The 12900-nt window shown below is 41.9% G+C and carries 6 protein-coding genes; all 6 read left to right on the forward strand.

Going from position 1 to position 12900, the window contains the following annotated elements:
* The first annotated feature begins 1 nt into the window (after position 1).
* The 6 genes from IQ13_RS21570 to IQ13_RS01570 all read left to right on the forward strand — a co-directional run bounded on the left by IQ13_RS21570 (position 2) and on the right by IQ13_RS01570 (position 12898).
* On the forward strand, positions 2–2416 hold the full coding sequence (locus IQ13_RS21570; protein ID WP_242009449.1) for a sugar phosphate isomerase/epimerase family protein: 2415 nt from the start codon (positions 2–4) through the stop codon (positions 2414–2416).
* A gap of 285 nt (positions 2417–2701) precedes the next feature.
* Positions 2702–5773 (forward strand): SusC/RagA family TonB-linked outer membrane protein, encoded by a 3072-nt coding sequence (locus tag IQ13_RS01550; protein ID WP_158637278.1) that lies wholly within the window; start codon positions 2702–2704, stop codon positions 5771–5773.
* Between the two features lie 3 nt (positions 5774–5776).
* Positions 5777–7333: a RagB/SusD family nutrient uptake outer membrane protein gene (locus IQ13_RS01555; protein ID WP_144883822.1), complete on the forward strand. Its 1557-nt coding sequence runs from the start codon at positions 5777–5779 to the stop codon at positions 7331–7333.
* A 218-nt stretch (positions 7334–7551) separates the two neighbouring features.
* The gene (locus IQ13_RS01560) at positions 7552–10062 is read left to right on the forward strand and encodes an L-rhamnose mutarotase (RefSeq protein ID WP_144883824.1); all 2511 of its coding nucleotides are present in this window, start codon (positions 7552–7554) and stop codon (positions 10060–10062) included.
* A gap of 35 nt (positions 10063–10097) precedes the next feature.
* Positions 10098–11177, forward strand: a complete 1080-nt coding sequence (locus IQ13_RS01565; RefSeq protein ID WP_144883825.1) for a Gfo/Idh/MocA family protein — start codon at positions 10098–10100, stop codon at positions 11175–11177.
* Positions 11178–11308: 131 nt separating this feature from the next.
* A complete protein-coding gene (locus IQ13_RS01570; RefSeq protein ID WP_144883827.1) occupies positions 11309–12898 on the forward strand; it encodes a sodium:solute symporter family transporter in 1590 nt (529 codons plus the stop codon).
* Positions 12899–12900 lie beyond the last annotated feature (2 nt).

Raw genomic sequence — 12900 nt, forward strand, 5'->3', positions numbered from 1 at the left:
TATGAAATGGATAAATAATAATGTAACAGGCAACACTAACACTATGAATCTTCTGTTGCGTCGCACACTTGTGCGTATTGTTCGCTATTCATCAACCCACCCCAACCCCTCCCAAGAGGGGATAACCACACGCAGCCCCCGCTATTCTACAATGCTTTGTTGTAATAAAGCTGTTCAACAAGATAGGGCTGTGCATCAGAGCTCCCCCTTCAGGGGACTTGGGGGGCTTCTGCTTTGCGCTTTTGTATTTTTGTGGTTCAACTCTTCCGCACAACTCAACACCGATCAACAATATGCTAAGCCTTTAAAAGAAGTACTGACTGATATTCAAAAGAAATACGGCATTACCATCAAGTACGTTGATAGTATGGTAAATAACAAGATGGTTACCTATGCCGAATGGAAGTATCGTCCCGATGTAGAAGTAACGCTGGATAATATTCTGAAGCCGTTGGAATTAAAAGTGAAGAAAGAAAAAGATAAGCAATACAAGTTAAGTGCGTACGAATATTACCGCTGGCCTGTGGAAGAAGGCTGGGCTGAGATGGATCGTATTGCTGCACAATACAAAACAGTAGAAGAGTGGGAGAAGCGCAAAGCAGAGTTGAAACCTTGTTTAAAAGAAGCGCTGCAGTTAAATCATTTACCGGCAGCACCAAACAGCAAACCAATTGTTACTCCCAAACGCCTCTTCGATGGTTATAGCGTAGAGAATGTGGCCATTGAAATATTACCCGGCGTTTGGATCAACGGGTCATTATACAAGCCACTTAAGTTTAAAGGCAAAATTCCGGTTATCTTAAACCCCGATGGTCATTGGGAAAAACAACGTTACCGTGCCGATTGCCAACTGCGTTGTGCTGCCATGGCAAAGATGGGTGCCATGGCATTCAGTTACGATCTGTTTGCATGGGGCGAATCGTTACTGCAATTCAAAGTTGAAGATCATCGCAGAAGTTTGGCGATGACTATACAGGCATTGGGCGCTATCCGCATTCTTGATTATTTACTGGCACAGAAAGATGCCGATACAAACCGTGTAGGCATCACCGGTGGTTCAGGTGGCGGCAGTCATACGGTGTTAATGACGGCGTTGGATGATCGCATTAAAGTATCTGCACCTGTTGTTTCATTGTCCTCTTATTTCTATGGCGGTTGCCCATGCGAAAGCGGTATGAATATTCATGCATGTGGCGGCAGAACAAACAATGTAGAGATTGCAGCCATGGCCGCCCCTCGTCCGCAGTTAATTGTTAGTGATGGCGGCGACTGGACAGATAAAATGCCCGAACATGATTTCCCTTATCTGCAAACGATGTACAGTTGGTATAACAAAAAGGAAAACGTAACCAATGTGCACCTGCCGCAAGACAAACATGATTTCGGAATAACCAAACGTAAACCGGTGTATGTATTCATGGCAAAACAGCTGGGTTTAAACATCAAGGCCATCCAGGATGCAAACGGTAATATCGATGAATCAAAAATCACCATTGAACCGGAGAAGAGTTTGTATGTGTTTGGCGAGAATGGAGAGAAACTACCTGCACATGCAGTAAAAGGGTTTGAAAATTTAGAACGTGTCTTTGCAGAAGAAATAGAAAAGGCGAGAACCAATCAACGCTATAAAATCGGTTTGATCGATCTGATGTTGCTTAAACGCCAGAAGCTTGGTGCTATCACGCTTACTGCAGAACTGAAAGCCGATGGTGTGGAAGTGGATATGGGCGGATTGGGCAATCGTCCAACATTCGATAATCAATTGCTCATCGACAGTGTGCGTAACCATTTCATTAAAACAGCCAAAGAAAAGAAGGTAGAAATATTCTGCTTGGCAATGACGGGCTATTATGCACAATCGTTTTGCGGTAGGGCAGAATACATCCGCAGCATTGAAGATTGTATTAAAACTATGCAGCTGATGAATGTAAAACATGCATTCCTGCCATTGGGTGTGCAGTGCGATATCAAAAAGAATCCGGCTATTCGTGATTCGGTGATTGCACGTTTGAAAATAGCAGGTAAGCTGGCAGAAGAAGCAGGTGTCATCATCGGCATTGAAACTTCACTCACTGCAAAAGAAGAAGTGGAGTTGCTGAAACAGATTGGCTCACCTGCCATCAAAATTTATTTCAACTTTTCCAATCCGTTGAAAGAAGGCAGAGACCTCATCAGCGAATTAAAAATCCTCGGCAAGGATCGCATCAGCATGATACATGCCACCAACAAAGACAGTGTGTGGTTAGAAAATGATCCGCAGATAGATCTGTACAAAGTGAAAAAGGCGCTGGATGAAATAGGATGGAGTGGATGGTTAGTGATTGAACGCAGCAGAGATGCACGCAAACCTTCTGATACAAAATATAACTATGGTGCAAATACAACCTATCTTAAAAAGGTATTTCAGGGCGAATAATTTTTTCTTAGTAGAATTTCAACAAAGAGGTTTGTAATTTTTACAAACCTCTTTTTCTTTATTGCAAACACTGATTCAGCAAGTATTACAAGAAAATAAAAAAGTAAAATCTTCCATCTTTTTAGTTGATAAATACATTGCAATCGTTTGCGGTCGCTTCTACCTTTAATTCACTTTCAAATTACAGGTAACTATTTCTTAGCAAAAAACTAAAACTTAAACGATTCTTCCATGAAACGACAATTGTTTGCCGTTGGTATAGCGTTTTGTCTATACCTACAGGGAATGTCACATCCTATTTTATCGGAAAAAAGGTTTACAATTCCTGATCATCATCCTGCAATTCAAAATGCAGTAACAGGTAAAGTAACAGATCAAAACAACGAGCCTCTTGCAGGTGTAACCGTTACTGCAAAAGGAACTGCACAGTCGGTGATTACCGACAGCGAGGGAAATTTTTCTATTCAATTACCGGCAAATGTTACAACACTTGTCTTCTCTTATGTAGGATTTACAGAACAAGAGATATTAATTACCGGGAAAAACAGTATAACGGTTCAGTTAAAACCAAGCGACAATAATTTATCCGACATTGTTATTGTTGGTTATGGTTCGCAGAAGAAAGGAAATCTTACCGGTGCTGTGGTGAGCATATCAGGTGCTGAATTAACAAAACGACCGGTACCCAATGCTTCGAACTTGTTACAGGGTCGTGTAACAGGTTTACAGGTTACGCAACCGTCTGCAGAGCCGGGCCGAGATAATGCGAACTTGTTGATCAGAGGCCGCAGTTCCTTTTCTACAGGTACAGGGCCACTGGTTTTAATTGACGGTGTGGTTGGTAACTTCAACAATATTTCGCCAAACGATATTGAGAATGTGACCGTATTAAAAGATGCAGCTTCAGCTTCTATCTATGGTTCACGTGCTGCTAACGGTGTAATTCTGATTACCACACGAAAAGGAAAAAAGGGAGCACCTGTAATTAACTACTCTGCAAACTTTTCACGTCAGTCGGCAACCGAACTTCCGGATTTTATCACCAACTCTGCTGAGTATATGGAAATGTACAATGCCGCTGCTACAAGAAGTGGTGTTGCCTTCAAATACGATCCGGCCGAGATCGAGAAGTACCGTACATCCAAAGACCGTATTCTTTATCCCAACTTTAATGCAATGGATTATTATTTCCGTCCTGCATTTGTTACTAATCACAATCTTTCGGTGTCGGGTGGATCGGATAAGAACACGTATAATCTTTCTGCAAGCTATCTTGATCAGGATGCATTGTTGCCTGTGTATAATTTCAAACGGTATAACCTTATGTTGAATTACACTTCGCAGATCAGCAAAGCGGTTACAATTGGTACGATTATGAATATGACGTACAAGGATCGTAAAGAGCCGCCGTTTACCAGCGAAAACGTTGCGTTGCTGGTGTATGCTGCCGGTCCGTTGATAGGTCCATACTTACCTGATGGCAGCGGTAGAATTGCTTCAAAAGCATATGTTAATGAAGGAAAGAACCGGAACGTGCAGGAAGCATTTGAAATGGGTTGGCAAAACACAAAAGAGTACAACCTTAATGCGCAGGCATTTATGGATGTGAAGTTGCTGAAAAACTTTGTATGGTCATCGAAAGTAGCGGTGAACTATGTAGATGAATATTATAAAATGTACCAGCATCCTTACCAATCGTATTACACGCAGGTGAAGAATGCAACAACAGGCGATTACGAAGTATTTAACCTTGGTCCCGATCTTGTTGGTGTAACCGATCAGTATTCAAAAGTAATATCACCTACGCTTTATTCAACACTTACCTACAGCAAATACTTTGGCGATCATTCTGTAAAAGGATTGGCAGGTTACGAACAGTTCTTTACAAAATCGCAGGGCTTACGTGGCCGCAGGTTTAATGGTGTGTCATCTGCCATTCAGGAAATTTCCGGTTATACATCTACAGGCGAAGCATTGAACAATACCTATCCTCGTTTACCCGGCTTGCCCGGCACCAACGAAGCGGCATTGCAATCATTGTTCGGCCGCATTAATTACGATTATCAAGGCAAATATTTAATTGAAGCCAATATCCGTTACGATGGTACCTCACGTGTATCACCGGATTATCGTTGGGGTGTGTTTCCTTCGGTATCGGCAGGTTGGTATGTTAGCAAAGAAAACTTTGTACGTGATAATGCAAAATGGATCAACAATCTGAAGCTGCGTGTTTCGTATGGTGTGTTGGGTAACCAGGATATTGGTAACTATCCATACCAGGATGTGTTATCGTTAAACGTAAGTTATCCATTCGGAAACGCTACTCCAACTTCAGGCGCTGTTATTAATTCGTTCAGAGATCAGAGTATCCGTTGGGAGTCGACCAAGATCACCGATATTGGTTTTGACCTGGATATTTTCAACGGCTTGTTTGGTTTAACATTTGATTGGTTCAAGAAACAAACCTATGATATTCTTTCATCGATTCCGGTACCTGCAAGTTTAGGTTTAAGTGGTCCAACAACCAACAACGGCCGCATGCATGCAAAAGGTATTGAGCTGGATCTGCGTCACGAATACCACATCGGCAAGGTTTCTTATGGTGTTAACGGAAATATTTCAACAGCAAAAAACAAGGTTGATCAGATCATTACACCTTCGTTGGGTAGTACCATTCGCCAGGTTGGACTACCGTACGATGCACATTACCTCTACGTTTGGGACGGAATTTTCCAGGTAGAAGATATTGGTAACCCCAACGTGCCCGTACATGCGTTAAACACTTCTCCGAAAGCTGGTGATCTGAAGATGAAAGATATGAATGGTGATATGAAAGTTGATGCCAATGATCGTGTTGTGGTTGGTGGTGCCTATCCCGATTTTATTTATTCCTTTGGCGGGCATGTTGATTACAATGCATTCAGCCTCTCGTTTTTCTTCCAGGGTGTTGAGGGCATTAAAGCAAGAGTAAACAACTGGGGTGTAGATCCGTTTATGCAGGGTACACCACCTACAACCAAATGGCGTAATGCGTGGACTCCACAAAACCGCAGTAACACATTGCCTGCAATTTATACCGCTGGTTATACCGGTGTTGCAGCTTACGGCGCATCTACATATTATCTTATGGATGCATCCTACCTGCGTTTGAAAAATGTGATGCTTTCATACACCGTTCCTGCATCGGTAACAAAGCGTATCGCTTCTAAAGGATTAACCGTGTATATATCGGGCGAAAACCTGCTCACATTTACCAAGTATGAAGGTAGTGATCCAGAAAGAGCAAGTGTGTCGGGCAATTTTGCACAGTATCCGCAGGTAATGATTTTAAACGCAGGCTTCAACATCAAATTCTAAAACATGAAATCGAACAATAAATTATCCTATACGCTTTTACTTGTACTGCTGGTTTCATTGGCAGCTTGTAAAAAGAATTTACTCGACAGGGCGCCGCTCGACAGCGTATCAACGCAAACATTCTGGACTTCGGAAACAGATGTGCAAAGTGCATTAGCCGGTGTATACTCCCGTTTGCAGCAAAACTTTTTAGGTTATGAACGTGTATATCTCGACGGGTTAAGCGACAACGCTTATCTTGATGCCAATACCAATCAGCCCAATATGCTGTTAATGACAACGGGTGGTATTTCGGCAACGCTTGGCGGTGCATTACCCAATATGTACAGTACGCCTTATCGTGCCATCAGTACCTGTAATTTCTTTCTGGATAACGTAGACAAGGCTCCGGTTACGGAAGCAAAGAAGAATCAATACAAGGCAGAAGTGCGCTTTATACGTGCATTGTGTTATTTCGACCTGGTTCAGGCTTATGGTGGAGTAGTGTTGTACAAAAACTATCCTAAAACGTTGGATGAAGTAAAAATTGCCAAAAGCACAAAAGAACAAGTTTACGCATTCATTGAAGAAGATCTTGATTTTGCTATAACCAATTTGCCAGATGAAAAATACAATGGTCGTGCAGTAAGAGGCAGTGCGCAGGGAATGAAGGCACGTGTGCTGTTAACACAGCAAAAATGGGCTGCAGCCGCAACATTGCTGCAAACGATCATGAGTGGGGCTGCTGGGAAGTTTGGATTATCGAATAACTACGCCGCATTGTTTAAAACGGCCGGTCAGGCGAATGCAGCAGTAAATATTGAAATTATGTTCTCCACACAATACCTGGCTGTAAGCAATCCGCAACGTACAAGTCCGGGTGCGGCTGGTATGGATATTGAACTGGGTTGGTATTCATTAATGCAGCCGTATAAAAATTTGGTAGATGATTATGAAATGACCGATGGTAAATCGATCAGCGAATCGCCATTGTACAATGCAGCAACGCCCTATGCTAATCGTGACCCGAGGTTGGATCTTACCATTAAACTTCCGGGCGAAGTTTGGAAAAATCCCACTACCAATGCAACCTGGAGCGGAAGCTATGCACCTGCAACCACGTTTATCACAGAAAAGTATGTTGATCTTACAAGGGCTCCGTTTACAACAGCTACAGCTACAGCTACCGATCAGGATTATATACACTTACGCTATGCCGATATTTTACTGATGTATGCCGAAGCAAAGAATGAAGCAACAGGACCCGATGCAAGTGTGTATGCTGCTATTGACCAGGTAAGGGGCAGAACAGGAATCGCAATGCCGCCAACCGACCAGGTAAAGTATAATACCAAAGAAAAGCTGCGTGATTATATCCGCCACGAACGCCGTATTGAATTTGCACTCGAAGGTCAGCGTTACAATGATCTCAAACGTTGGAACATTGCACACATTAAACTGCCCACACTTTCAACCCCGGCCAATGTGCCCCTGAAGTTTGATACAAAGAATTATGTGTTGCCTTTCTCGCAAGGTGAGTTGGATAATAACCCCAATCTTCGGCAGAACGATGGGTACTAAATTGTGAACATTTTCTATTTATACAGCAGTTATTTAGTAGTTAACGACCGGGAATTCTTTCCCGGTTTCTTTTTTGTAAGATTTGGGCTGCAAAACAGGAAAATATTCCATCTTTTCAGCTATTCCTTACATTTTTCACCCAGTGCAGCAGCGGTACATTTATTGGCCTGAATACCTGCTTTTGAGGCAGTTTTTTTAGCTTCAAGCTGATGAACAACATGAAACGATTGCGATCTTGCTTATTGCTTGTTTGTATCCTGTTTGCTCAAGTGAGCAGTGCAGCAGATATTTATGTTTCCCCCAATGGTTCCGACCGCAACGATGGTTCAAAAGAAAACCCTTTTGCAACATTGAACATGGCCTTGCGCAAAGCAAGAGAATTGCGCAGGTTGAATGATGCAACAATCAAAGATGGTATTCATATTATTTTACGTGGAGGCAATTATCAAGTGCTTGAAACCATTGTGATACGGCCTGAAGATAGCGGCACCCGTGAAAGCTCCACGTTTATTGAAGCAGCAGAAAATGAACAGCCTGTTTTAAGTGGCGGCGTACAGATCGGCAATTGGAAAAGAGTAACTGTTCCGGTCAGCGGTTTGCAGGCTAAGCATCAAAATAAAATTTGGGTGGCGGATGTGCCACAGGTAAATGGTAATGATTTTAATTTTCGTCAACTGTGGGTAGATGATGTGAAAGCAGTAAGAGCTAAATCTTCCAATGGCGATACCATGTTGCGCATTTTAAACTGGAACAAAGCAGAAGCCGCCTGTGTGATACCGACATTGGTTTTTCAGAACTTGGATAAAGCAAAAGGATTGGAGTTATTTATTCATCAATGGTGGGAGATCGCTAACCTGCGGGTGAAGAAAGTGCAGGTGATGGGCGACAGTACAAAACTGTTCTTTCATCAGCCCGAAAGCAAAATACAAAACGAACATCCCTGGCCAGCTCCTTGGATGAGTAATGAAACCGGCAACTCTGCATTTTACTTGACTAATGCGATTCAGTTTTTAGATGAACCCGGCGAATGGTATTTAGATGTCACCAGTAAAAAAATCTATTACTGGCCACGCAACAATGAAAATTTATCAACAGCAAAAATAATTGCACCGTTTACCGAAACATTGATCCGTGTAGACGGAACAATTGATGATCCGGTTGAGAACGTAGTGATCGATGGTCTTTCTTTTCAGCATACAGGTTGGTTGCGACCATCATTGCAAGGTCATGTGCCGCACCAGGTTGGTTTGTATATGACGGAAGCATACCGGTTAAAACCTGCAGGCACAAAAACAAAACCGGGTTTGGATAACCAGGCTTGGGTTGGCAGACAAGCGGCTGCAGTAGAATTGAGTTATGCCCTTCGTACAAGAATTAAAAACTGTTCTTTTCTTCATTTGGCAGCAACAGGTGTTGATTTGAAAAAAGGTGTGCAGGATAATATGACGAAGAATAATCTGTTCAGCGATATTGGCGGTACGGCTATCCTCGCCGGTAATTATGGTGATGAAGGAAGAGAAATTCATTTGCCGTTTGATCCGAAAGATGAACGGGAGAAATGTGATGTGCTTTTTATTGAAAACAACTTCATCACCAATGCTACCAACGAAGATTGGGGCACAGTCGGTATAGGCTGTGGTTTTGTTAGCAGAACAAGTATCCGTCACAACGAAATTGAAAATGTATCGTACAGTGGTATCAGTTTGGGTTGGGGATGGTCACCTGCACAGAATATGATGAAGGACAACCGAATCGTCGCCAACAAAATTCATCATTACGGCAAATGGAATTACGATTGTGCTGGTATCTATACATTGAGTGCACAACAAAATTCCATCATTGAAGAGAATTATATCGACAGTATTTACAAATCGCCCATTGCTCACTTACCATCACACTGGTTTTATATTTATACCGATGAAGGCTCTTCGCATTTTACTGTAAAAAATAATTGGACGCCTTCACGAAAGTACTTGCAGAATAACAATGGTCCCGGTAATGTGTGGAGTAATAATGGTCCGCAGGTGCACGACAGTGTAAAGCAAAATGCGGGACTTGAAAAACGCTTCCACTATTTAACTGCCAACAAAACGGTGAAGGTTGGTGCCATCAACGAAGAACATAACGAAGTAATTGAATTAGTGGTGAAAGATGGTATGCAATTGAATTTACCCAAGCTGAAAGAATTGCTGGCGAAGAACAACATGGATAGCAATGCCATTTATCATTGGCAGAATCATTATGTCATCTTCGATAAAGTGCAGGACATCGGCGTAATGCAGGGACGCATCGCCAACAATTTTCCTGAAGCAGAAGTAAGAGTTTATCACAACATGTTTTACGAATACAGTAAGAAAAAACATTGCAGTGATAAATCTGTAGCAAAAGAGTGGGAGCATATCATCCTCACGGCAAATTTGGTGGAAGATAAAAGGATGCAGAAAGAATACCTCGACTATCATGCTACGCAGTTTGAAAAATGGCCGGAGATATCCAAAGGATTCTGCAATGCAGATTTTCAGCAGTTGTTGTTGTTCAGGAACGGAAGGCAATTAATGTTGGTCATCAGCATTCCAAAAGGAGAGAGTTTGGATAAACTCAACCCAAGAACAACCGAGAACAATCCTCGTGTGGATGAATGGAATAAGATCATGAAAAAATACCAAGAAGGCATTAACGGAACGAAACTGGGTGAGACGTGGGTGTTTCTCAAGCAAATGAATGACTAGCCACCAGATTTATCCGGTGGAATAAAAAATAAATTATGTTGACAATCGGAATTTTAGGCGTTGGTGAAGGTCGCAGTACCATGAGCGCAGCGTTGCAAAGCAAAAAGCTGCATCTCAAAACTATTTGCGATCGTAACGAAGAATTATGCAAACAACGTTGCAAAGAATTTGATTTTAATAATTACACGACCAACTACGATGATCTGCTCAACGATGCAGAGATCGACATCATCGCCATTTATACTCCCGATCATCTGCATGCCGATCATATCAAACAGGCATTGCTGCATGGCAAACATGTAGTGTGCACCAAACCGTTTATTGATGATTTGAGCAGGGCGAAAGAATTGCTTGAGCTTCAACAACAAACAGGTAAAAAAGTGTTTGTGGGACAAAGCTCCCGTTTCTTCGAGCCGTATAGACGCCAGCGCAAAGATTTTGAAGCAGGAGAAATTGGCGAACTCATCACCATCGAAAGTCATTACAACGCCGATCATCGTTGGTTCCTCGAAAAGAAATGGGCATTAGAAGATTCATTCAAATGGTTGTACGGCGGGTTAAGTCATCCTGTTGATTTCATCCGTTACTATTTGCCCAACATCGAAGAAGTGATGGGCTATGGAATGATTAGCGCCAATGGAAAAGCAGCCGGTTTAAAAAACGAAGACACGATGCATTTCATCTTTAAAGCAACCGATGGACGTATTGCAAGAGTGAGCGGAACATACACGAGTCCAACACAACCGGTGAAACGTGATAGCGGCATGACCTGTATTCTGCGTGGTACAGAAGGTGCATCACAAGCCGATTATCATGAACTGCGTTATTCCATCACCGACAAAACAGGTGAAGAAAAAATCATTCATTGGGGCGACAGCACCTTGAAATATTATTTCCGTTTCGAAGGACAGAGTCATCATGCAGGCGAGTATCAGAATTACCTGGAATACTTCGTTGATTCAATTGAACAAGGCTTCACTGCATATCCTGATATGAAAGAAGGAATTGGAACCGTAGCGTTGTTGCAGGCAATGGATAAGAGTTTGAAGAGTGGAGTGCCGGTGAAGATCAAAGACATTTGTCTGAACCATGATTTGAATGATTTATTTGATTAACGGGTTTAATCTTCTGAATCAGTAAAATCTTATTAATCCCAGTTCAGACAATTGATGAATAAAAAACAAAACGTTGAAGTGAGTGACACAACGAAGATGCCACAAGTGCGAAAGCAGGTAACAAAAAATAAATGAATAAAATTTACGATAAACTTACACAACTCGACTTTGCCATCGTTGCAATTTATCTCATTGCATTGCTGGTGATCGGTTATGTTGCCAGTTTCCGCAACAAGAAAAAAGATGAAACCTTGTTCCTTGCCAGCAACTCACTCAACTGGTACAACATTGGCTTTAATATGTGGGGGACAAATGTCGGCCCTTCATCATTACTTGCTTTTGCAAGTATTGGTTTTTCAGCAGGTATTGTGGGCGGAAATTTTGAATGGTATGCATTTGTGTTTTTAACACTGTTGGCAATGGTGTTTGCACCTCGTTACATCGCCAGTAAAGTGAGCACCATGCCTGAGTTCATGGGCAAGCGTTACGGCAAAAGCACACAGGATATTTTAGCAGGTTATGCGTTGGTAAAAATTTTGATCAGTTGGTTAAGCCTTGGTTTATTCAGCGGAGGAATTTTAGTTCGACAGATTTTAGGCATCCCCATGTGGCAATCCACAATTGTATTGGTTGCCTTCTCCGGTTTGTTTACCTACATGGGCGGTTTAAAAGCAATAGCGAAAGTAAATGTGTTTCAAATGATCCTGTTGATCATTGTTTCATTGGCATTAACGTTTATCGGCTTGCAAAAGCTTGGTGGCATCACTGCATTGATCGATAAAACACCGAATCACTTTTGGAACTTGATTCATCCTGCATCCGATCCCGGTTATCCGTGGCATGCATTGTTATTGGGTTATCCTGTATCGGCCGTTGCCTTTTTCTGTACCGATCAAAGCATGGTGCAAAGTGTATTGGGTGCAAAAAATTTAAAGCAGGGACAGTTGGGTGTAAACTTCATCGGCTGGTTAAAAGTATTGGCATTGCCCATGTTTATCTTGCCGGGCATTTTATGTTTTGCATTGTTTCCTGATTTGACTGATGATAAGTTAGCCTACATGACAATGGTAACAAACCTGTTTCCTTCGGGCTTAAATGGTTTGGTAATTTGTGTATTGATAGCAGTATTGGTTGCAACCATTGGTTCGTCATTGAATGCATTGAGTACTGTGTTTACAAAAGATATTTATGTCAACAATATCAATCCAAAGGCAACTGTGAAAAAACAGATCAATGTTGGTCGCTACACGGTGATTGCAGGTTGTGTGCTGGCTGTGTTAATGGCCATTGCATTTGATAATATACAAGGCAAAACATTGTTTGATATTTTTCAATCCATACTGGGATATCTTGCGCCACCATTAGCTGTTACCTTTTTATTGAGTGTGTTTTGGAAACGAACAACAAAGCTTGCGGTAAATGTAATTTTATCAGCAGGTTCTGCATTCAGCTTATTGGTAGGCATGCTCAATTTATGGATCTTACCGCCCGATGCTGCAACAGGTTCCAACACTTGGTGGCCGCATTATTTCCTGATATCGTTTTACATCTTCGCTGTATTGTTTGTTGCAGCGATCATCATTTCATTAGTAGATAAAAACAAAGTAACGGCTGCTATCGAAACAGCACCATTACCAAAAGCAGATAAGCAGGTAAAAATTTTATTTGTCTTATTAGGACTTGTCATACTAACTCTCTACATCATATTTAACGGACACTAAAC

Origin of the sequence: Lacibacter cauensis, from assembly GCF_007830055.1 — a bacterium.
GTDB classification, from domain to species: Bacteria; Bacteroidota; Bacteroidia; order Chitinophagales; family Chitinophagaceae; genus Lacibacter; species Lacibacter cauensis.

Coding starts and splice junctions, on each gene's coding strand:
- IQ13_RS01570 (WP_144883827.1), top strand. CDS start 11,309: ATGAATAAAATTTACGATAAACTTACACAACTCGACTTTGCCATCGTT.
- IQ13_RS01565 (WP_144883825.1), top strand. CDS start 10,098: ATGTTGACAATCGGAATTTTAGGCGTTGGTGAAGGTCGCAGTACCATG.
- IQ13_RS01560 (WP_144883824.1), top strand. CDS start 7,552: ATGAAACGATTGCGATCTTGCTTATTGCTTGTTTGTATCCTGTTTGCT.
- IQ13_RS21570 (WP_242009449.1), top strand. CDS start 2: ATGAAATGGATAAATAATAATGTAACAGGCAACACTAACACTATGAAT.
- IQ13_RS01555 (WP_144883822.1), top strand. CDS start 5,777: ATGAAATCGAACAATAAATTATCCTATACGCTTTTACTTGTACTGCTG.
- IQ13_RS01550 (WP_158637278.1), top strand. CDS start 2,702: ATGTCACATCCTATTTTATCGGAAAAAAGGTTTACAATTCCTGATCAT.